At 74.4% G+C, this 20,852-nt stretch carries 24 protein-coding genes; 12 read left to right on the forward strand and 12 right to left on the reverse strand.

Going from position 1 to position 20,852, the window contains the following annotated elements; all coding sequences use genetic code 11:
• Positions 1–6: 6 nt before the first annotated feature.
• The 3 genes from J7523_RS15550 to J7523_RS15560 all read left to right on the forward strand — a co-directional run bounded on the left by J7523_RS15550 (position 7) and on the right by J7523_RS15560 (position 2,850).
• On the forward strand, positions 7–1,458 hold the full coding sequence (locus J7523_RS15550) for a hypothetical protein (RefSeq protein WP_291888559.1): 1,452 nt from the start codon (positions 7–9) through the stop codon (positions 1,456–1,458).
• 22 nt (positions 1,459–1,480) lie between these two features.
• Positions 1,481–2,128 carry an NAD(P)H-dependent oxidoreductase gene (locus J7523_RS15555; protein ID WP_291888562.1) on the forward strand — a complete coding sequence of 216 codons (648 nt, stop codon included), beginning with the start codon at positions 1,481–1,483 and terminating at the stop codon, positions 2,126–2,128.
• A gap of 119 nt (positions 2,129–2,247) precedes the next feature.
• On the forward strand, positions 2,248–2,850 hold the full coding sequence (locus tag J7523_RS15560; protein ID WP_291888565.1) for a PilZ domain-containing protein: 603 nt from the start codon (positions 2,248–2,250) through the stop codon (positions 2,848–2,850).
• A gap of 136 nt (positions 2,851–2,986) precedes the next feature.
• Here the strand turns inward: J7523_RS15560 and J7523_RS15565 are convergent, their stop codons facing one another.
• Positions 2,987–3,400, reverse strand: coding sequence for a DUF6314 family protein (locus J7523_RS15565; RefSeq protein ID WP_291888568.1), 414 nt, complete (start codon positions 3,398–3,400; stop codon positions 2,987–2,989).
• Between the two features lie 83 nt (positions 3,401–3,483).
• Here J7523_RS15565 and J7523_RS15570 point away from each other — a divergent pair, with 83 nt between their 5' ends.
• On the forward strand, positions 3,484–3,885 hold the full coding sequence (locus tag J7523_RS15570; protein ID WP_291888570.1) for a VOC family protein: 402 nt from the start codon (positions 3,484–3,486) through the stop codon (positions 3,883–3,885).
• Here J7523_RS15570 and J7523_RS15575 read toward each other — a convergent pair.
• A complete protein-coding gene (locus J7523_RS15575; RefSeq protein WP_291888572.1) occupies positions 3,882–4,697 on the reverse strand; it encodes a hypothetical protein in 816 nt (271 codons plus the stop codon). The genes J7523_RS15570 and J7523_RS15575 overlap by 4 nt on opposite strands.
• Positions 4,698–4,996: 299 nt before the next feature.
• On the opposite strand from J7523_RS15575, the gene J7523_RS15580 reads away from it, so the two are divergent.
• The 4 genes from J7523_RS15580 (at position 4,997) to J7523_RS15595 (ending at position 8,891) form a co-directional block, all read left to right on the forward strand.
• Positions 4,997–5,446, forward strand: coding sequence for a hypothetical protein (locus J7523_RS15580; RefSeq protein ID WP_291888573.1), 450 nt, complete (start codon positions 4,997–4,999; stop codon positions 5,444–5,446).
• Between the two features lie 146 nt (positions 5,447–5,592).
• A complete protein-coding gene (locus J7523_RS15585) occupies positions 5,593–7,170 on the forward strand; it encodes a hypothetical protein (protein ID WP_291888575.1) in 1,578 nt (525 codons plus the stop codon).
• 138 nt (positions 7,171–7,308) lie between these two features.
• Entirely contained in the window at positions 7,309–7,635 is a 327-nt protein-coding gene (locus J7523_RS15590) for a YciI family protein (protein WP_291888577.1), read from the forward strand.
• Positions 7,632–8,891, forward strand: a complete 1,260-nt coding sequence (locus J7523_RS15595) for an RNA polymerase sigma factor (protein ID WP_291888579.1) — start codon at positions 7,632–7,634, stop codon at positions 8,889–8,891. The genes J7523_RS15590 and J7523_RS15595 overlap by 4 nt, the downstream gene beginning before the upstream one ends.
• Here the strand turns inward: J7523_RS15595 and J7523_RS15600 are convergent.
• Entirely contained in the window at positions 8,863–9,339 is a 477-nt protein-coding gene (locus tag J7523_RS15600) for a YbaK/EbsC family protein (RefSeq protein ID WP_291888581.1), read from the reverse strand. The two genes, J7523_RS15595 and J7523_RS15600, sit on opposite strands and share 29 nt — an antisense overlap.
• A gap of 297 nt (positions 9,340–9,636) precedes the next feature.
• Between J7523_RS15600 and J7523_RS15605 the strand changes: the two genes are divergently transcribed.
• Positions 9,637–10,419: a DUF4352 domain-containing protein gene (locus tag J7523_RS15605; protein WP_291888584.1), complete on the forward strand. Its 783-nt coding sequence runs from the start codon at positions 9,637–9,639 to the stop codon at positions 10,417–10,419.
• 72 nt (positions 10,420–10,491) lie between these two features.
• On the opposite strand, the gene J7523_RS15610 is transcribed toward J7523_RS15605, so the two are convergent.
• Genes J7523_RS15610 through J7523_RS15630 form a run of 5 tightly spaced genes read right to left on the reverse strand, consistent with a single transcriptional unit; the run spans position 10,492 to position 13,586 of the window.
• A complete protein-coding gene (locus J7523_RS15610; RefSeq protein ID WP_291888586.1) occupies positions 10,492–11,079 on the reverse strand; it encodes a TetR family transcriptional regulator in 588 nt (195 codons plus the stop codon).
• Positions 11,076–11,666 (reverse strand): sugar O-acetyltransferase, encoded by a 591-nt coding sequence (locus J7523_RS15615; RefSeq protein WP_291888587.1) that lies wholly within the window; start codon positions 11,664–11,666, stop codon positions 11,076–11,078. Before J7523_RS15615 ends, J7523_RS15610 begins: the two co-directional genes overlap by 4 nt.
• A gap of 49 nt (positions 11,667–11,715) precedes the next feature.
• The gene (locus J7523_RS15620; protein WP_291888589.1) at positions 11,716–12,582 is read right to left on the reverse strand and encodes an RNA polymerase subunit sigma-70; all 867 of its coding nucleotides are present in this window, start codon (positions 12,580–12,582) and stop codon (positions 11,716–11,718) included.
• The gene (locus J7523_RS15625) at positions 12,579–13,424 is read right to left on the reverse strand and encodes an alpha/beta hydrolase (RefSeq protein ID WP_291888591.1); all 846 of its coding nucleotides are present in this window, start codon (positions 13,422–13,424) and stop codon (positions 12,579–12,581) included. Before J7523_RS15625 ends, J7523_RS15620 begins: the two co-directional genes overlap by 4 nt.
• Before the next feature lie 36 nt (positions 13,425–13,460).
• On the reverse strand, positions 13,461–13,586 hold the full coding sequence (locus J7523_RS15630) for a hypothetical protein (protein ID WP_291888593.1): 126 nt from the start codon (positions 13,584–13,586) through the stop codon (positions 13,461–13,463).
• A gap of 106 nt (positions 13,587–13,692) precedes the next feature.
• Between J7523_RS15630 and J7523_RS15635 the strand changes: the two genes are divergently transcribed.
• A complete protein-coding gene (locus J7523_RS15635; protein WP_291888595.1) occupies positions 13,693–14,436 on the forward strand; it encodes a glycerophosphodiester phosphodiesterase in 744 nt (247 codons plus the stop codon).
• Here the strand turns inward: J7523_RS15635 and J7523_RS15640 are convergent.
• Positions 14,378–15,628, reverse strand: coding sequence for a WS/DGAT domain-containing protein (locus J7523_RS15640; RefSeq protein WP_291888597.1), 1,251 nt, complete (start codon positions 15,626–15,628; stop codon positions 14,378–14,380). The genes J7523_RS15635 and J7523_RS15640 overlap by 59 nt on opposite strands.
• A gap of 51 nt (positions 15,629–15,679) precedes the next feature.
• Positions 15,680–17,818: an RNA polymerase recycling motor ATPase HelR gene (gene helR / locus J7523_RS15645; RefSeq protein WP_291888599.1), complete on the reverse strand. Its 2,139-nt coding sequence runs from the start codon at positions 17,816–17,818 to the stop codon at positions 15,680–15,682.
• Between the two features lie 126 nt (positions 17,819–17,944).
• On the opposite strand from helR, the gene J7523_RS15650 reads away from it, so the two are divergent.
• Positions 17,945–18,274, forward strand: a complete 330-nt coding sequence (locus J7523_RS15650) for a TfoX/Sxy family protein (RefSeq protein ID WP_291888601.1) — start codon at positions 17,945–17,947, stop codon at positions 18,272–18,274.
• 3 nt (positions 18,275–18,277) lie between these two features.
• Here J7523_RS15650 and J7523_RS15655 read toward each other — a convergent pair whose 3' ends face one another.
• Together J7523_RS15655 and J7523_RS15660 are read right to left on the reverse strand one after the other, a co-directional pair.
• Positions 18,278–19,225, reverse strand: coding sequence for a FliA/WhiG family RNA polymerase sigma factor (locus J7523_RS15655; protein ID WP_291888603.1), 948 nt, complete (start codon positions 19,223–19,225; stop codon positions 18,278–18,280).
• Between the two features lie 224 nt (positions 19,226–19,449).
• Positions 19,450–20,145, reverse strand: coding sequence for a helix-turn-helix domain-containing protein (locus J7523_RS15660; protein WP_291888605.1), 696 nt, complete (start codon positions 20,143–20,145; stop codon positions 19,450–19,452).
• A gap of 67 nt (positions 20,146–20,212) precedes the next feature.
• Between J7523_RS15660 and folE the strand changes: the two genes are divergently transcribed.
• On the forward strand, positions 20,213–20,818 hold the full coding sequence (gene folE, locus J7523_RS15665; protein ID WP_291888607.1) for a GTP cyclohydrolase I FolE: 606 nt from the start codon (positions 20,213–20,215) through the stop codon (positions 20,816–20,818).
• Positions 20,819–20,852 lie beyond the last annotated feature (34 nt).

The following is a 20,852-nucleotide window of genomic DNA, read 5'->3' on the forward strand; positions in this document are numbered from 1 at the left end:
GACTCGATGAGGCGTACCCGGCTGGGCCTGGCGGTCGCGACCGTGCTGGCCACCGCCCTGTTCCTGCCCGTCCCGGCGTGGGCGGGCGACGTCCAGCGCGAGGAGTTCCGGCAGCCGCCCGGCGACCCGTGGCAGGTGCACGGGTTCAGCGGCGACCCGGTCATCTCGACGCGCGGCGGGACGGTCACGATCGGTGAGCAGACGCTCGTCATGCTGCTCGAGTACGGGCCGCCGTCGGAGTGGACCGGCTCGGCGAACCGGTTGAGCGGCTGGGACGTCGACTTCCGGATGCGGCTCGGTGCCGGGTCCACCCAGCCGTGCCTCGACGACCAGGGCAGTCCCCCGGCGACGCTCCTGTGGGTCGGCGACACGACCGACCTGCTGCAGGTCGGCTTCGGCCCGGGCGAGGTGTGCCTGGTCCACCCGTACGAGGACCGCGTGGCGGCGCCGGTCGACACGGCCCGCTGGCACACGTACCACCTGGAGGCGCGCGGGCAGCACGTGCGGCTGCTCGTCGACGGTCGCGCGGTGCTGGACCGGACGCTCACCGGGCGCGGCGCGGGCACCGTCGGGCTGGGCTTCGAGACGCACCAGGGCAGCTCGAGCTGGGACTACCTGCGTTACGACACAGCCCCCGGACGGCCCTGCACGATCCGCGGGACCTCCGGGCCCGACGTGCTGCGCGGCACCCCCGGCCCGGACGTGATCTGCGGCGGCGCGGGCGACGACCGGATCTCTGGTCTCGGCGGCGACGACGTGCTCGTCGGCGGCGACGGGAACGACACGCTGCTCGGCGGCGACGGCCACGACCTGCTGCAGGGCGGCTGGGGATCCGACGTGCTCGACGGCGGCGCCGACAGCGGCCGCTCCGAGGGTGGCCAGGGCGACGACCGGTTCCTCATGGGCGCGGCACCGTCCGGCGCGGACCAGGTGGTCGGCGGGCCGGGACGCGACGCCGTCGACTACGGCTCTCGCACCGGCGCGGTGACGGTCACGCTCGACGGGGTCGGCGGCGACGGTGCCGTCGGCGAGGGCGACGCCATCGGCGTGCCGTCTCCGTGGGACGCCTCGCCGGACGTCGAGGAGGTGCGCGGCGGGTCGGGCGACGACGTGCTCACCGGCGGCCGGTGGGCGGAGACGCTCGTCGGCGGCGGCGGTGCCGACGTGCTGCGCGGCGGCGGCGGCCCTGACACGCTGCGTGGCGTCGACGGCGTCGAGGGCAACGACCGGCTGGACGGCGGCGACGGGCCGGACGTGTGCACCGCGGACCCGTCGGACGCACTGACGTCGTGCAACGACCCCGACCCGCGGCCGACGTCCCCGATGCCGATGCCGCCGGCGCCGTCCGGCTCGCCGAGCACGACACCGAGCACGGCACCAAGCACGGCACCGGCGGCGTCGCCGTCGAGCTCGTCCCGCGGGTCCACCGGCAGCGAACGCTTCCTGACAACCTGGTGACCCGTCGGGCACCCTGGGGCCCGTGACGACCGACCCGGCGGCACCCGTCGTGATGCTGCTGCTCGCCCACCCCCGGCCCGGCAGCTACAACCACGCGCTGGCCGACCGTCTGGGCTCCGCCGTGACCCGGGCGGGCGGCCGGTTGCTGGCGCACGACCTGGACGCCGAGGGGTTCGACCCGGTGCTGCGGGCGGAGGAGTCGTTCGTCGTCGGGCGCGACCTGCTCGCGGCCGGCCCGTCGGGCGACCCGCTCCTGGACGTGCACCGCGAACAGCTCGCGGCGGCCGACGCGCTCGTCGTCGTCCACCCGAACTGGTGGGGCAAGCCGCCCGCGATCCTCGCCGGCTGGCTCGACCGCGTGCTGGTCCCCGGCGTCGCGTACGTGCTGCCGTCGGCGGGCGGGCTGCCCGAGCCGCTGCTGCGGGTGCGTCGGCTGGTGGTGGTCAACACGACCGACACCCCGGCGGCGCGGGAGGAGGCGGACTTCGGCGACCCGCTCGCGGACATCTGGGAGCGCTGCGTCGGCTCCTACCTGGGCCCGGCCGGGGCGCCGACGGTCGTCGAACGGATCGTGCTGGCGTCGGTGAACGAGGCCGACGACGCCCGGCGTGCGCGCTGGCTCGACGACATGGACGAGCTCGGCACCCGTCTCGTGCACCTCCTGGCGTGACCCGAGACACGCCAGTCACACGTCTCAGGTCGGGCTGTGACAAGCCGATAGGAGGGACGCACGACCAGCACCACGTCGCCGCACGGACGCGGCGACCTCACCGTCGGACGGACCTGACCATGCATGACCTCGCACGCTGCGCCATCGCGGTCGGTGACCGCGCGCTGCACGGCCACGTCGCCGCGTACGAGGACGGCACGCTCACGTTCGGCGCCGAGCACGGCGTCGTCGGCGGGCTCCGCGTCGGCGACGACGTCCAGGTGCTCGTGCTCGACGAGGTGCGCGGCGAGGTCCGGTACACCGGTCGGATCACCGAGGTCGGCGTCACGACCGTGGAGGTCGCGGACCTCGAGCTCACGTCGATGCTGCAGAAGCGGCAGGTCGCACGCGTGCGGATCACGCAGCTGTGCGGTGGCGTCGCCGAGTCCGCGGACGGCACCGCCCGCGCGATCAGCTTCGCCGTCATCGACATCGGCGCCGGCGGCATGCGCATCTCCACCAACGCCGAGCTCGCGGAGAAGGACCGGATCAGCTTCCGGTTCCCGACCCGCGACGCGGCCGTCCTGCTGACCGCCGAGGTGCTCCGCGCCCAGCCGACCGCCACCGGCGCGACCCAGTACGGCTGCCAGTTCGTCGACATCCAGGAGCGGGACGCCGACGCGCTGTTCCGGTTCGTCCTGCAGACGCAGGGCGCGCAGCGGAGGAACCGCCTGCGCGTCTGACGACCGCCCGGCCCGCCGTGGCCGAGCGCCCGTCCGCAGGGTCGACGGCGCGCGTCCCCCCGAGGTTCAGCTGCCCCGGTGGCGGGTCCTCGGTCGTGGTCCCCGGCGTCTCGACGCCGACGAGCTGACCCCGCGGTCAGGACCGCCGGTACGTCGTCGTGAGGCGGTAGTCCTTCGCCGGGCCGGTGGCGTGCCAGGTCTCCTCGAAGGTGTCGTCGTCGAGGAACCGACCGGCCACGGTGTAGGTGTCCCGGCCGCAGTCGTGCACCCCCGACCAGCGGTCGTCGAGCAGGTCGAAGCGGTAGAAGGGGCGGCCGTCGCCGAACAGCACGTCGACCGACCCGTCGGGCCCGGGCCGCAGGAGGAGCCGCCGGGTCGCCGGGCGCTCAGAACCGCCGAACGTCAGCACTCCCTCCTCGACGCACGCGAGGCCGCCGTCGTCGGTCGGATCAAACCGTGCCGTGCCGACCAGCGTCCCGTCGAGGCCGGCTCGGGCGTCGACGACGGTGCGGTCGATCGACCACTCCCCCGCGAACCGCTCGACGGCCATGTCCCCGACCGTCTCACAGGTGCCGCGCGGGAGATCGCGGTTTCGTCCGCCGCATGCTGCGACCAGCGCATACGCTGCCCGTCATGCCTGGACCCTCTCCGTACCTGCATCTGCCCGGCACCGCCCGCGCGGCCCTGACGTTCTACGGCGACGTGTTCGGCTGCGAGGTCGGGCTGCACACGTTCGCGGAGTTCAACCGCACCGACGGCCCCGCGGACGCGATCGCACACGGTTATCTGACCGGCGGACCCGTCGAGCTGTTCGCGTCCGACGTCGCCGGCGACCAGCCGACGTTCCGCAGCGAAGGACTGCTGTTCTCGCTGCTGGGCGCCGCCGACCCGGCCACCCTGCACCGCTGGTTCGACGCGCTCGCCCAGGACGGGACGGTCGTCGACCCGTTGGAGACCAAGCCGTGGGGTGCCGCCGACGGGCAGGTCGTCGACCGGTACGGCCTGCGGTGGCTGATCGGCTACGAGGGCAGCTAGCGCCCGCAGCCCACCCGCTCGGCGGCGAACGTGATGTCATCAATCCACACGTCGAAGTGGTCGGGCGTCGAGCCGCCCTGGTAGAGCTGCCAGCCGACGCGGACGTTGTCGGCGGACGGCAGGACGAGGTCGACGGGCGCGCCGCCGTGCTCGGTCTGCGTGACGGAGAGGTCGGGCTGCGGGACGCCGTCGAACCAGAGCGAGATGCGGTTCTCGGTCACGTCCCACTGGAACTCGACGCACTGCCACCGGTCCTCGACGGTCGGCGCCGACTCGCGCCAGCTCGTCCAGTCGCCCGTCGGGCCGCCGTCTGCACCGACGCCCCAGAACGTCGCGTCCGGCCCGACGGTCGGCGCGAACTGCCCGCCGAGCGGCCGCACGACCTCGCTGCTGCCCGCGCCCGTGACCTCGACGAGCGTGAAGTGCGCCCAGTCGGGTGCGGTCGGGAAGTCGTCGACCTTGACCCGCAGCCGACCGAAGAAGCTGGTGCCCGGGCCGGCGACGTCGGGGACCTCGAGGAACGCCGCGCCGTTGCCCTCGGTGTGCACGTGCAGCACCTTCCCGGCCCGCCCGGCGCGCTCGACCTGCAGGGTGCCGTGACGGGTGTCGACGCCCCAGTCGAGGCTCGACGCGCCGCCGACGGGCTGACCCTCGAAGTCCTCGCAGAACAGCGCGTCGGTCCGCGCGCACGGCGTCCGCGGGCCGTGCGGTCCGCCACCCGCCGACGCGACGGGTGCCGCCGCGACGGCCACGCCCGCGACGAGCAGCGTCGTGGCCAGCAGGCCGACCGTGACCGATGCCCTGATCCTCATGCGCGCGCTCCAGCCGTCCGTCGGGAGAGGGGTGCTCGCAGGCTAGGCGGGACGTCACTCGTGTGTCCGTGCCCGAAACGATTGGCCGACACGGGTCAGCCGCTCCTCGAGCTGGTCGTGACCGGCTGACGACCACTGCGGGCACCGGATCAGGTCGTTCACCCGGGCGGGCACACGCACCTGCGACCGGCTCAGCCGATCGAGCGAAATCGGACGAATCCGGCATCGCCCCGCGGACGCCCGGGGCAGACTCGACGCCGGCGCGGTCCGCGTCGTCCCCGACCCTGGAGGAACGTCCCGTGTCCGGCAACCACACGCCTCTCGACGACCCGCCGCTCCTGGCGCACGCGGACGACTGGTCCGGCGACGAGCTGACGGACTTCCAGGAGCGCCTCGACGCCGCCGTCACCGACGGCCCCGCGCCCGACGAGCTCACGGCGCTGCTCGACGAGGTCCCGGACACCCCGCGCAACGTCGCGTCGGTCCTCGAGCACCTCGTCGACACACACGCCCGCCGGGTGCGCGACGAGGGCCGCACGGCCGACGTGGTGGATGCGCCGGTGCCGGACGGGGCGGTCGCGCGGGTCGGGCACATCCTGGTCGTGCGGTGGCTGACCGGTGAGCACGCGATGGGCCGCCGGGTCATCCGCCGGGTGACGCACTCGCCCGCCCCGGCCGTCGCGACGCCCGGACGCACCGGTCGGCTGGTCGTCCGGCACCTCGCCGCGGAGCTGGCCTCGCCCGCCTGACCCGACGAAGGCCGACGACGAACAGGTCGGTCAGCGTTCACCTGCTGGGCGATTTGTCCGGTGCCGCACGGCCGTCGCTACCTTGTGCGGCGCGTCGCGGCGTCGCGTCGCGCCGGTCGTCCCTGAGTCGTCCCCGAGGAGAGCTCGTGCCGCACCGTCACCGACCGTCCCGCCGCACGTCCGCCGCGGTGGCGGCCGTCGCCGCCGCCCTCGTGGTCGGGCTGCTGCCCGCCATCGCCGGACCGGCAACGGCCGCGACCGCCGAGGACACGGGCATCGCAGGCCACGCCGTCGACACCGCCGGCAACCCGCTGCGGAACGTCATCTGGAACGTGTACGAGTACCGTCCCGAGCAGGGCGACTGGTTCGGCATGCAGATGGGCCCGCTGCTCACCGACGCCACCGGGTCGATGTGGCGTCAGGCCGAGCCGGGCCACCAGTACAAGCTCTGCTTCAGGGACGACTACTACTACGACTCCCCCGACTTCCCCGACGAGGCGTGGACCCCGGCCGAGCGGCACGTCGACGGCTGCTGGACGTCGTCCGGGACCACGGGCGCGACCCTGGACCAGGCCACGCCGGTGTCGTTCGACGCGCTGGGCCAGCGCAAGGACCTCACGGTCGTCCTGCCGTCGGCGGGCCTGTCGCTCACCCCGGTCGACCCGTTCGTGACGGGCAGCGCGACGGTCGGCGGCACGCTCACCGTGCAGACCGGCACGTGGCAGCCGACCGACGCCGCCCTCACGTACCAGTGGATGGTGTCGGGCGACTCCGGCCTGACCGACATCCCGGGAGCCACCGCCGCCACGTTCGTCCCCACCGCCGACCTCGGCGGCCGCGCGCTCACGGTCGCCGTCACGGCCACGCGCTCCGGCTACAAGACGATGAGCCGGTGGGGCTACGCCGGGACCGTCGGCGCGACCGTGCCCACCACGTCGAGCCCGCTCACGATCAGCGGCACCCCCGTGCCGGGGAGCGTCCTCACGCCGACCTACGGCACGCTGTCCCAGCCCGACGCGTGGGCAGGGTTCCAGTGGCTCGTCGACGGCGTCCCCGTGGGCGGCCAGGCCGGGCAGGAGGGCACGTTCACGCCGACGGCCGCCCACGTCGGCAAGAAGATCTCCGTCCGGATGACCGTCGTCGGCGACGGCGAGCTCCACCTGACGGCGCAGGTCACGGTCGTCACCGGGACGCTCACCGCGGCCACGCCCACGATCAGCGGGACCAAGGTCGTCGGGTCGACCCTGACCGCCGCACCGGGCACCTGGGGACCGGCCCCCGTGACGCTGAGGTACCAGTGGTACCGGTCCGGCACCGCGATCAGCGGCGCGACCGCGAGCACCTACACGCTCACCACCACGGACATGGGCGCGACCCTCACCGTCAAGGTCACCGGCTCGAAGTCGGGCTTCACGACAGCGTCGAAGACCTCCGCGGCGACCTCCGCGATCCTCGGCAAGCTGACCACGGCGACGCCGACGATCTCCGGCACGCGCACGGTCGGCTCCACGCTCACGGCCAAGCCCGGCACGTGGGGCCCGTCCCCGGTGACGTTCACGTACCAGTGGTACCGCTCGGGGACCGCGATCAGCGGCGCGACGGCGAGCACGTACAAGCTCGTCTCCGCTGACCGCGGCAAGACGATGACCGTCAAGGTCACCGGCAAGAAGACGGGCTACGCCACGGCCTCCGTGACGTCGGCGAAGACGGCCGTCATCTCCTGACGCCGTGCTCGGCGCGCCCCGCGACGGGCGCGCCGGGCACCAGGTGACGCGCCGGCTGTCGGATCGCGGCAGAGTCGTTCGTAGCAAGGATGACGGGCCGTTCACCCCGAGCGGCCGCCGACCTCAGGAGATGGCCGCATGCAGTACCTGGTGTCCGTGATCCACGACGGGAGCTCGACCGGGACCGCCGAGGAGATGGCGGCGATCGACGTGTTCAACGACAAGCTCCGCGCGGGCGGCCACTGGGTGTTCGCCGGCGGGCTCGCGGCCCCGTCCAGCGCCACGACGGTCGACAGCCGGGCCGACGGACCGCCCGCCGTGACGGACGGGCCGTTCGTCGAGACGAAGGAGCACGTCGCCGGCCTGTGGGTCTGGGAGGCGGAGGACCTCGACGAGGCGCTCGCGCTCGCCGTCGAGGGGTCGAAGGCCTGTCACCGGAAGCTCGAGGTCCGGCCGTTCCTGTGACGGTCGACGTCACGGAGGCGATCACCCGGGCACACCACGAGGAGTGGGCCCGGGTCGTCGCGGCCCTCACGCGGCGGTTCGGCGACCTCGACGTCGCCGAGGACGCGGCGGCGGAGGCGTTCGCGACCGCCGTCGAGCGCTGGCCGAGGGACGGCGTGCCCGTCAACCCGGGCGGCTGGCTGACCACGACGGCGAACCGCCGCGCCATCGACCGGCTGCGGCGTGAGAGCAAGCGCGGCGAGAAGCAGAGGGCGGCGGTCATGTGGCACGACGACGACCCGGCTCCCCCACTCGGGGCGGTCGAGGACGAGCGGCTCCGGCTGATCTTCACGTGCTGCCACCCCGCGCTCGCGCCAGAGACCCGCGTCGCGCTGACGCTGCGCATGGTCGGCGGGCTGACCGTGCCGGAGATCGCCCGGGCGTTCCTGGTGCAGGAGCCGACGATGGGTCAGCGGATCACGCGCGCGAAGGCCAAGATCAAGGCAGCCCGCATCCCGTACCGGGTCCCGTCGGCGCAGGACCTGCCGGCCCGCGTGTCCGGCGTGCTCGCGGTCCTGTTCCTGGTGTTCAACGAGGGCTACCTCGCGACGGGCCCGGGCACCGACCCGGTGCGCGCCGACCTGACCGCCGAGGCGATCCGGCTGACGCGTCTGGTCCGTGCCCAGCTGCCCGACGACGGCGAGGTCGCCGGGCTGCTCGCGCTCATGCTGCTGACGGAGGCCCGCCGCCTCGCGCGCGTCTCGCCGGACGGCGAGCTGATCCCGCTCGACCGGCAGGACCGGACCGCGTGGGACTCCTCGCTCGTCGCGGAAGGCCACGCGCTGGTGCGGGAGCGGCTGGCGTCCGGCGAGGCCCCGGGCCGCTACCAGGTGCTCGCCGCGATCAACGCGGTCCACACGTCCGCCCGCGAGGCGCGCGACACCGACTGGTCGCAGATCGTCGCGCTCTACGACCAGCTGGTGCGGCTCGACCCGTCCCCGGTCGTCGCCCTCAACCGCGCGGTCGCGGTGGCCGAGCTCGACGGGCCGGAGGTGGCGCTCGCGACTGTCGACCAGCTCGGCGGCGCGCTCGCCGGGTACCACGCCTTCCACGCGACCCGCGCCGAGCTGCTGCGGCGGCTGGGCCGTGCGGACGGTGCGCGGGCGGCGTACGACGACGCGATCGGGCTGGCCGGCAACACCGCGGAGACGGCCTACCTGACGCGTCGCCGCGACGAGCTCGGCTCAGTCACGCCTGGACGCCCGCCGTCCTCGTGACGTCGACCCAGCCCGCACCGGTGACGTCGGCCAGCTCGGACGGCGTCAGGCGGACCGCGCTGTTCCGGCTCCCACCGGCCGGGTAGACGACGTCGAACGCCCGCAGCGACGCGTCGAGCCACACCTCGACGGCCTCGAGGTGGCCGAACGGGCTGACGCCGCCGACCGGCTGACCCGTGAGCGCCTCGACCTCCGGCGCCGAGAGCATGCGGGGCTTGGCGCCGAACTGCGCGCGGAACTTCGCGTTGTCGATCCGCGCGTCACCGCACGCGACGACCAGCAGCGTCCGGTCCCCGGCCCGCAGCGCGAGCGTCTTGGCGATCTGCGCGGGCAGGACGCCGAGCGCGGCTGCGGCGGTCTCGACGGTCGACGTGTCGGCGTCCGTCTCGATGAGGCGCGGCGCGAGGTCGCGCTCGTCGAGGAAGGCATGGACTCGCTGCGTGCTCATGGTCTCCCCGTCGGTCGGCGGTGCTCAGGGTCGAGCATGACCGGTGCGACCCGTCAGGCGGAACCACGAACCGCCGGTCGTCCGGCGACTCGCGCACAGTTCGCCGCCCGAAAGGCGGGTGAAGGGCCACCCACCCCGCCGCAGGTCACGCGGCCATGCGCCGGACTTGAGGGTCCTAGGTCCGCAAGGCGTAGGCGTGGGCGAACCTAGCGTGGACGGCCCGCGGCTCGCATCCCCGCTGAGCTGCCTCCGCGTCGCCCACTGAGAGGTGACGCGGCTCGATCGGAGGACTCATCCATGGCTCTGCGTTTCAACGCGCCCCCGAACTGGCCCGCACCGCCCGTGGGGTGGACGCCGCCCGCCGACTGGAAGCCGGACCCCGCCTGGGGGCCGGTGCCGGACGGCTGGCAGCTCTGGGTGGACGACTCCGAACCCGCGGAGATCGCGAAGCCGAAGGGCAGCTGGATCAATCGCCACAAGGTCCTCACCGGCGTCGGTGCGGCGGCCGCCGTGCTCGTCGTCGCGGCGATCGCATCGGGCGGCGGTGACGACGGCGCACCCGCTGCCGCCGACGACACGGTGGCCGTCGCGCCGGCCGACGAGAAGGCGCCGCCGGCCGAGGCGCCGACCGAGACGCCTTCCGAGGCGCCGGCTGAACCCGCCGCGCCCGAGCCGGCGCCCGCGGCCGCCGGCCTCAACACGCCCGTACGCGACGGCAAGTTCGAGTTCGTCGTCACAGGTGTCGAGTGCGGCCAGACGACGCTAGGAGACGAGTACATCAACACCACGGCGCAGGGTCAGTTCTGCCTCGTGCACGTCCGGGCGACGAACATCGGCGACAAGCCTCAGTACTTCTTCGCCGACAACCAGAAGGCGTTCAACGCGGACGGCCAGGAGTACTCCGCGAACTCGAGCGCGTCGATCTACCTCGACGACGCGGACAGCTGGATGTCCGAGATCAACCCTGGGAACGGCATCGACGGGACAGTCGTGTTCGACGTCCCGGTCGGCGTGACGCCCACCAGCGTGGAGCTGCACGACTCGGCCTTCTCCGGCGGCGTCAAGGTCGTCCTGGGCTGAGGCTCCCCGCCGCGCCGGTCCCGGCCGGCTCGTCGCGATCGCGCGACGGGCCGGGCGGGACCTTCGGTGTGCTCAGCGCGTCGCTGCCGGTCCTGCGGTGGAGCTGCGCGTCATGCGGTCGACCGCACGGACCACCTCGTCGCGGCGGTGCGGCTCGGTGTCGAGGGCGCGATGGATCGTCAGGCCCTCGATGAGGGCGTCGAGGAGCCGGGCGGTCGTCGGGTCGAAGTGGCGTTCGAGCGCCCGCCGGCTCCGGGCCATCCACGCGTGGGTGAGCCGCCGGTAGCGGGGGTCCCGGGCGGCGAGCGTGTACAGCTCGTGGGTCAGGACGAGCTCGCGGGGGTCGGCGAGCACGTCGACGCTGATGAGGTCGACGACCGCCCGCCGGGCCTCGTCGACGTCGCGCGCCCCGGCCATGGCCTGCTCGAACCGGTCGCTCATCGCGTGCGCGAATCGCGAGAACGCCTCGTGGAGCAGCTCGTCGGTGTCGGTGAAGTGGTAGGTCATCGACCCGAGAGGCACGTCGGCGGCCGCGGCGACCCGGCGGTTGGACGTCCCCGCCACACCGGCCTCGCCGATCACCCGCAGGCAGGCGTCGACGATGCGGTCGCGGCGGCCGGGGTCGTACCGCCGCGACCTCGCCGCGGCGCCGTCGCTCATTCCTCCGTGATCTCGCGGACGACGCGTGCGGGGTTGCCGACCGCGACGACGTTCGCAGGGAGATCCTTCGTGACGACCGCGCCGGCACCGACGACGGTGTTGTCGCCGATCGTGACGCCGGGGCAGACGATGACGCCGCCACCGAGCCACACGTTGTCGCCGAGGGTGATCGGCTTGGCGGCCTCGAGCTTGTCCTTGCGCGGCTGCGGGGCGATGGGGTGCGTCGGCGTGAGCAGCTGGACGTTGGGGCCGATCTGGCAGTCCTCGCCGATCGTGATGGTCGCGACGTCGAGCGCCATGAGGTTGTAGTTGACGAACGTGCGGGCGCCGATGTGGATGTTCTCGCCGTAGTCGACGAAAAGAGGTGGCTTGACGTAGGCACCTTCGCCGAGGGTGCCGAGCAGCGCCGTGAGGTGCTCGCGCGCGTCGGGCTCGCCGGCGGACTCGGCGCGGTAGTAGGCGTCGGTGAGGCGGAACGCCTCGCGGGCGATGCGCCCGCTCTCGGGGTCGCCGCCGAGGTAGAGGTCGCCCGCGAGCATCCGCTCGCGGTGGGTGCGGGGGTCGCCTGCGAAGTAGTCGGTGGTCACGGGTCCAGGGTAGGCGACGATGCGTACGTCCGTACACATCATTTGCCCGTCACATGAGCGATCGACGCGACCTCACCTCGAGTCGCTCGACGAGCGCGGCGTCGGCGAACACCGTGATCCCGGCGATCCCGTCGCGCCGCACGTCGAGCACCGCGACCCCGAACGGCTCGCCGCGCAGCCGGACCACGACGGCCGGCGCACCGTTCGCCACGGTCGGCCGCATCACCCAGTCGCCGGGCGTCCCCACGGCATCGGCGAGCACCCCCGCGCACGCGACCTTGCCGTCGAACCACGCCCCGTCGGGCACGAGCGCGAGCGTCGCGTCGGCCCGCAGCACCGCGGTGAGCAGCCCCACGTCCGCGGTCTCGAACGCCTGCACGTACACGTCCAGCAGCCGCCGCGCCTCGGGCGACGACGGCTCGACGACGTCGTGCGGCGTCGGTGCAATCCGGACGAGCCGGGCCCGGGCGCGCTGCAGGCTGCTCTTGACGGCGGGCACGGTCGTCCCGAGGATCGACGCGACCTCGTCGGCCGGGAGCTGCAGCACGTCGCGCAGCAGCAGCACGGCCCGCTGCGCGGGCGGGAGGGCCTGCATCCCGGCGACGAGCGCGAGCCTCAGGTCGTCGCGGTCGCCCGGGAACGGCTGGACCCAGCGCTCGGTCGGCAGCGCGTCGACGTGCCCGTACGGGAGCGCCCGGCGCCCGCGGTCACGGGCGAGGTCGAGGCACACGTTCGTCGCGATCCGGTACAGCCACGTGCGCACGGACGACCGCCCCTCGAAGCCGTCCCACGACCGGTGCCCGCGCAGGTACGTCTCCTGGACGGCATCCTCGGCCTCGTCCCACGACCCCAGCATCCGGTAGGCGTGCGCGGTGAGCTCGGGCCGCAGCCCGGCGGACTCCTCCTCGAACGTCACGGGACCAGTGTCGACCGCAGCCACGTTCCCGCCCTCCCGATCGCGTCGTCGGCCACCGGGCTCCGGCCCGCGGCCATCTGGAACGAGTGCACCTGGCCCTCGAACTCGTCGAGCCGAACGTCGACGCCGGCGGCAGCCAGACGACGGGCGACCGCCCGGCTGTCGTCGAGCAGCGCCTCGTCCGCGCCGACCTGCAGGTACGTGGGCGGCAGACCGTGCGGGTCGGCGTGCACGGGAGCGGCGAGCGGGTCGTGCGGGTCGGCGCCCGCCAGGTACCCGGCGCCCAGCCCGCGCACGAGGTCCCGCGTGAAGAACGGGTCGCGGCCGCCGTCGTACGACGCACCGGTCGCCAGCAGGTCCGTCCACGCCGACATCAGCAGCAGCGCCGCGGGCGGCGGGAGGCCGTCGTCCCGGGCGTGCACCGCGAGCGCGAGCGCGAGGGTCGCGCCGCACGAGTCGCCCGCGAGCGCCACCCGCCCCGCACCCTGGTCGAGGAGCCACTGGTAGGCGTCCGTCACGGCGACCAGCTGGCTCGGGTACACGTGGTCGGGCACGAGCCCGTACTCGACGACGAACGCCGCGACGCCCGCGGCACGGGCCAGGTGCGCGAACGTCCGCCGGTGGGTGCCCGCCGAGCCGCTGACGAACCCGCCGCCGTGCACGGCCAGCACGGCGACCCCGGGGACGGCGTCGCGCGGGCGCAGCCAGAGCCCGCGCGGCTCGTCCACCGCATCGCAGTCGACGCCCTCCGGCGAGGTGGCGAGCGCACCCCAGTCGACGGGCTCGCCGCGCGCGACGGCCTCCCAGTGGGCACGGTTCGGGTCCTGCGTCGTGGTCGTCATGAGGGGTAGACCCCCACGCCCCGCGAAAGGAATCGGTCAGACGTCGCCCGCGAGCAGCCGCGTGAAGAAGTCGGACTTGAGCTCCTCGTGGTCCCGGAGCGCGGCGCGCTCGCGCTCGACGACCGCGACCGCCTCGCTCCGCAGCTCCTCGGCCCGCCTCACCACGGCGGTTCCCGTGACGTCATGCGTCCAGACTGGCCGCCCGCCGCACGCGTGTCCGCCGCACGCAGGTCGGCGACGTGCTGCACTGGACCCCGGAGGTCGCGGCATGACGCACCCGTACTTCGGCGCACCCGGCTGGGTCGCCGCGCTCGCCCACCGCGGGTTCGCCCCGGACGGGCTCGAGAACTCGATGGCCGCGTTCCGGGCGGCCGTCGACCTCGGGTACCGGTACGTCGAGACGGACGCGCACGGCACCGCCGACGGGCACGCGGTGCTCATGCACGACGCGGCGCTCGACCGCACCACGGACCGCACGGGCCGCATCGCCGAGCTGCCGTGGTCCGAGGTCCGCGCCGCCCGCGTCGGCGGGAGCGAGCCGGTGCCGCTGCTGGAGGACCTGCTCGGCGCGTGGCCCGACGTGCGGGTCAACGTCGACGTCAAGGAGCGGTCGGGCATCGAGCCCGTCGCTGCGGCGATCGAGCGCACGAACGCGCACGACCGCGTGTGCGTCGCGTCGTTCTCGGCGGCCCGCAGGGACGCGACCGTCGCGCGACTGTCCCGGCCGGTGGCGACGTCGGCGGCGACCGCGGAGGCCGTGGCGTTCCTGGTCGGCGGCCGTGCGACCCGCGGGTTCGACGCCTACCAGGTGCCGTGGCGGTTCCGTGGCCGGCAGGTGCTCACGGCCCGGCACGTGCGCGCTGCCCACCGGGCCGGGCGGCCCGTGCACGTCTGGACGGTGAACGACCCGGACGACATGCGCACGCTGCTCGACCTCGGGGTCGACGGGATCATCAGCGACCGGGCCGACCTGCTGCGCGAGGTGCTTGCCGAGCGTCGGCTGTGGGCGTGAGCGCCGCGTCGGCGAGCGCGGCGACCTCGGCCAGGCCGTCGCGCAGGTCGTCCGCGAGCACGTGCGCCAGCCCGGCGGACTCGGGCGAGCAGACGACCGCGGCGTCGAGCCGCCCGCCGACGGACACGGCCGCGACCGCGGTCGTCACGTTCCCGACGACGGGCACGAGCGGCACGGTCGCGACCACCGGCACGCCGAGCACGTGCATCGCGTCGGGCGGCCCGGGCGCGTGCGTGACGACCGTCGAGATGAGCCGCTGACGACGGAGCATCGCCGGGAGCAGCCCGAGCCGGCGCACGACGAGCACGCCGGCGGGTGCCAGGGCCCACGTCCACGGCCGGACGTGCCGCTTCGCGTCGCGGGTGCGGGCCGCGAGCGCGGCGAGCTGCTCTGCTGCCGACCCGCGACCGTCGGGCACGGGCACGCGCAGCGCGCCGACCCGGTTCCCGAACCGCGACCCCGGCACGGTCACGGGCACCGAGACGACGACGCGCTCGCCCGGGCCCCCGGCCGCCGCGTCGGCCCGCCGGAACGCCCGTCCCCACGCCCACAGCAGCGCGTCGTTCACCGTCGCCCCGCACGTCCGAGCCCCTGCCCGCAGGTCGGCGACGTCCACGCTCACGGGCGCGGCCGTGAGCCCGGCGGTCACGGGCCGGACGAGCGCGCTCCGACCCGCCCGGCCGGCACGCACGCGCGGATCACGCCCCGGCGACGGCCGACGACCCGGTGTGCGCCAGGGCACCGCGGGTGGCCCGTCGGTCAGGTGGTCCAGGAGCACGCCCAGCACGCTCGGCCCGTTGCCGAGCACGTGCCCGTTGGTCCACACGAGCGCGGACCGTTCGTCGTCCGCGAGGTCCACGAGCGTCAGCCGCCAGGCCGGGTGCCCGGGCGGCATGGGCCGCCGGAGCTCGTCGACCGCGATCTCGACGGGGTCCGCTCCGGGTGCGGACAGCACCCGCACGTGCTCCCGCAGGTCCACCGACCCGCCCTGCCAGACGGGCCCGCGCCACGTGCGCCGCACCTGCGCGCCCAGCCGCGGTTCGTGGGCGACGGCGGCCGCCATCCGCCGCCGAACCTCGTCGACGTCCGGCACAGGTCCGGCGAGCACGAGCAGCACGGCGACGTTCCGCGGGCCGGGCCCGACGTCGGTCGCCAGCTCCGCACGGTCGTACACGCTCAGCCGATCGGGCACCCCGCCAGCCTGGTCCTCCGGCGCGGGGCCCGGCAGGTCCTTTCGTCCCGGTCAGCTCGTCAGCACCACGAGCTGCCGAGTCGCGCGCGTCATCGCCACGTACCGGTCGACCGCCCCACGGGTCCCGTCCCCGAACCCCGCCGGGTCGACGAGCACGACGAGGTCGAACTCGAGCCCCTTGGCCGTCTGCGGCGTCAGCGAGCGGACGCGCGGGACCTCCTGGAACGTCGGGTCGCCGATGACGCACGCGACGCCGTCGGCGTCGTCGGTGAGCCAGCGCTCCAGGATCGAGGAGAGGTCGGCCGTCGACCCGTGCACCACGGGCACGCCGCTGCTGCGGATCGACGTCGGCACGTTCGCGTCCGGCAGCACCGCACGGATCACCGGCTCGGCCTCGGCCATGACCTCCGACGGCGTCCGGTAGTTGACGCTGAGCGAGCGCACGTCGACGTCGTCGAGCCCGATCCGCGATAGCCGGTCGTGCCAGGTGCCGTCGAACCCGTCGCGCGCCTGCGCCCGGTCGCCGACCACGGTGAGGCTGCGCGACGGGCAGCGGCTGAGCAGCATCTGCCACTCGGCGTCGGTGAGCTCCTGGGCCTCGTCGACCACGACGTGGGCGAACGGCCCGGCCAGCGCGTCGGGCGCCGGGCCGGCGTGCGCGGACTCGTCGACGAGCGCGGCCCGCAGGTCGTCGCCGCGGAGCATCTTCATGACCTGCAGCTCGGAGTCGTCGGACTCGACGAGGTGCTCGACGACGCGGCTCATCTCCTCCCGCTCGGCGGCCAGCGCGGCCTCCCGGCGACGACGCTGCCGGGAGACGTCGGGGTCGCCGAGCCGCTGCCGGGCGGCGTCGAGCAGCGGCAGGTCGGACACGGTCCACGCGTGGGTGTCGTCGCGCTGCAGCGCCCGCACCTCGTCGGGCGTGAGGCCGGGCGCGCACATCCGCAGGTAGGCCGGCACGGACCAGAGGTCGGCGACGAGGTCGGTCGCGTCGATCAGCGGCCACGCCCGGTTGAACGCCGCCGCCAGGTCGCGGTTCCGCGCGAGCGACCCGCGCAGCTGGTCCTGCGGGACGTCCTCGTCGTCGTTCTTGCTCACCAGGATGTCGAGCAGCTCCTCCCACACCTGGTCGCGCGCGTCGTTGTGCGGCGTGCCGGGGTCGGGCGAGTCGAACGCGTCCGCCCAGTCCTGCGTGCTCAGCCACAGGTCGGACCACGGCGTCTCGACGAGCAGGCCCTCCGTCGGCGGCCGCTCGGAGAACCGCACGGCCGGCTCGATCGCCCGCACCAGGTCCGCCGACGCCTTGAGCCGGGCGACCTCCGGGTCGGTCTCCGGGCGGGCCGCCGCCCCCTCGGGCACGAGGTCACGCAGCGTGCAGATCTGCACGCCCTCCTCCCCCAGGCGCGGCAGGACGTCCGCGACGTACGCGAGGTACGGCTCGTGCGGGCCGACGAACAGCACGCCGCCGCGGTGCCGGCCGAGGTGCGGCTCGGAGTACAGCAGGTACGCCGACCGGTGCAGCGCGACGACCGTCTTCCCGGTGCCGGGGCCGCCGTCGACGACGACCGTGCCGCGCGACCCGCGCCGGATGATCGCGTCCTGGTCGGCCTGGATCGTGCCGAGCACGTCCTGCATCTGCGCCGACCGGCTGGCCCCGAGGCTCGCGACGAACGCCGACTCGTCGTCGAGCGCCGCGTGCCCGACGAGCCCTTCGGGTGTGAACACCTCGTCCCAGTAGTCGCTGACCCGCCCGCCGGTCCACCGGTACCGCCGCCGGCTGACGAGGCCCATCGGGTTCGCGTGCGTCGCACCGAAGAACGGCTCCGCGACGGGCGACCGCCAGTCGACGAGCAGCCGTCGCCCCGCGCTGTCGGTCAGCCCGAGCCGTCCCACGTACACCGGCGACCCGCCGTCGGTGCCGACCATCCGGCCGAGGCACAGGTCGAGCCCGAACCGGCGCAGCGTCCGCAGGCGCGACGACAGCCGGTGCACCTCCTGGTCCCGCTCGAGCGCGGCCGTGCCGCCGCGTCCGGGTGCCCGACGAGCGGCGTCGAGCCGCTCGGTGAGCTCCGCGAGCGTCTGCTCGAGACTCTCCGCGATCGCCGCGAAGTGGCGCTCGTCGTCGCCGATCAGCGCCGGGTCGGCCTTGGGGGCGAGCCGTGCGGGCAGGTCGAACGCGTCCGTGGACATGGGCCTCGTTCCGTGGTCGGCGGGGATGAGGCAGGAAGTCTGCGCCGCGCAGGGGGTCTGGCGGCAAGCCCCCCTGTGCGCTATACGTTGAGAACGGAGGCACGTTCCCGTCCTGCGAGGGAGTCGATGATCAGCGCGACCGACGCCCAGAAGGACCGGTTCCGCGCGCTCGTCCCCGACGGGCCCGGCGTGCGGGTCAAGCCGATGTTCGGCCACCTCGGTGCCTACGTGAACGGCAACATGTTCGCCGGCCTGTACGGCGACGACGTGGGGGTGAAGCTCGACGACGAGGCGCGCGCCGAGCTGTCCGCTCTCGAGGGCACGACCCCGTTCAGCCCGGGCGGCCGGCCCTTGCGCAGCTACCTCGCGCTGCCGCCGACGATGCCGCCCGACGAGGCCGCAGGGTGGCTCGCCCGCGCGCGCGACCACGTCGCGACGTTCCCCCCGAAGGGCTGAGGGTCAGCCCCGCTCGGCCTCGACCAGCCGGGTGCGCAGCCGCAGCATCGCGCCCGTGTGCATCTGCGAGATCCGCGACTCGGTGACGCCGAGCACGCGACCGATCTCCGCGAGCGTCATGCCCTCGTAGTAGTAGAGGACGACGACGATCCGCTCCCGCTCGCCCAGCTGCTCGATCGCGCGGGCCAGCAGGTGCTTGGTCTCCGCCGCGTCGATCGCGCCCGCGGGGTCGGTGCAGCGCTCGTCGCGCAGCGTGTCCTTGAACGGGATGCCGCGCGCGCCGGTCAGCTCGTCGAGCGCCGCGACGTTCACGGTCGCGAGCTTGGCGTACACCGCGCGCAGCTCACGGACCGACATGTGCAGGTGGGCGGCGGTCTCCTCGTCGGTCGGCGCCCGGTGCAGCCGGGCCTCGAGCTCGGCGTGCGCCTTGTCGACCGCACGCGCCTTCGTCCGGACGGAACGGGGCACCCAGTCGCCCGCGCGGAGCTCGTCCATGATCGCGCCGCGGATGCGGGTCACCGCGTACGACTCGAACCTCACCTCGCGGTCGGTGTCGTACTTCTCGATCGCGTCGATGAGGCCGAACATCCCGTACGAGACGAGGTCGGCGTGCTCGACGGCGCGCGGCAGGCGCATGCCGACCCGCGCGGCCACCCGGGCGACGACGGGCGCGTAGTGCAGGATCAGCCGGTCGCGGGACGGCCTGGACCGGGTGAGCGCGTACTCGGCCCACAGCGGAGCGGACTCGGGGTCGGGGTCGGCGACCTCGTCGCGATCCTCGGGCGTGTCCTCGACGAGCCGCAGGATCGGGACGTCGGACGGCGCCTCACCGGCCGGGTGCGCGGACGGCGCCGCGTGCTCACCGTCGGCGAAAGGGTGCGGGATCACCCCCTCGGGCGCCGTGCCCGCGGGCAGGCCGCGCAACCAGTGCAGCGCACTGGGGTAGGTCATCGTCGACTCCGATCGGGGTGCGATCTCGTGGCGTGGGTAGCTGAGGGTGTGCGGGCACGACGGGCGTGCTCGAGGGGCCGCCGTGCTGGAGGGCCGGCGGCGCTGCGTACGGGGTCCGATGGTCGCCGGCGGGGGCCGGACGAAAGAGGACTTATGTCAGAAAAATACGTGGATACGCCGATGCGTTCGCGGGTCCAACGTCCCGGAACCTGGCGGGCCGGTCGCTACGACCGGGCGGCGAGGACCACGCAGCACCGGTCGGCCCGCGGCTCGAGCCGGGCGTCGACCTTCTCCGGCGCCACCTCGTCGGCCACCGCCGCGACCAGGCAGAGGTTCGCGTGGCAGATGAGGTCCGTCTGCGCCTGTGCGAGGGCGTGGAACGGACAGTTGTGCAGGTGCACCTCGTCGCGCTCGCGCCGCGGCTCGTAGCCGTGACCGGCGAGCACGGCGGCCGTCGCGTCGAGGGGGTCGGCGCCGTCGGGGTCCGCGGCCCGCCCGACCGCGCGCCCGTACGCGGCGAACGACCGGTCGACGGCGTCGAGCACGGGCCCGCCGGTGCGCACGGACTCGGCGACGGCGTCGCTCAGCAGCCGGCCGGCGAGCTCGTACTCGCGCTCGGGCAGCGACACCGAGAGCTCGCGCGGCGCTCGCCGGTACAGCGTGGCGGGCCGACCGGCGCCGGGTCCGGTGCGGCCGGTGAGCCGGGCGTGGCTCGTCGCGAGCAGCCCGTCCGTCGCGAGCCTCTCGAGGTGGAACCGGGCGCGGTGGGGTGGCACGCCGACGGCCTCGGCGGCCTGGTCGCGGCTGACCGGCTCGGGCTGCGCGACCACGAACCGGTACAGCGCCAGGCGCACGGGGTCGGCGAGCGCGCCGATCGCCTCGGCGTCGGCCGCGAACGTCCCCGTGGTCACGTGCTCCATCTCCTTGACACTACCGGCGCGGGTTTCTAACGTAAACAAGTATGTTCGATAGAGACGAGGCCGGCCGGTGACCCTGACGACTCACGACGACGCCGACCTCGGCACCGCGCTCGACGGCCGCTCCGGTGCCCGGCTCGACGCCGCTACCGACGCCGCCCGCGCGTTCCTCGAGGCCCTCGGCATCGCGTGCGACAGCCCGGGCACCGAGCGCAGCCCCCGCCGGATGGCCGAGGCGTACGCGGCGATGCTCACGCCACGCCCGTTCGAGATGACGACGTTCCCCAACGACGAGGGGTACGACGAGCTCGTCGTGGTCCGCTCGATCCCGGTCCAGTCGCTCTGCGAGCACCACCTGCTGCCGTTCGTCGGCGTCGCGCACGTGGGCTACCTGCCCGGCGGGCGGATCCTCGGGTTGTCGAAGTTCGCGCGCGTCGTCGAGATGTTCGCGCGCCGCCCCCAGGTGCAGGAGCGGCTCACCCGTCAGGTCGCCGACTGGATCGACATGGAGCTCGAGCCCCGCGGCGTCGGGGTCGTCGTCGAGGCCGAGCACATGTGCATGAGCCTGCGCGGCGTGCGCGCCGGCGGCGCCGTCACCACCACGTCGGCCCTGTCCGGGCTCGTGCGGGACTCCCCCGCCACGCGCGCCGAGTTCCTCGCCGCCGTCCGCCCATAGGTCGCCACGTCCGCACCGCCCGCAGGAGGTCGCC

It is taken from the genome of Cellulomonas sp., from assembly GCF_017744555.1.
GTDB lineage: Bacteria > Actinomycetota > Actinomycetes > Actinomycetales > Cellulomonadaceae > Cellulomonas.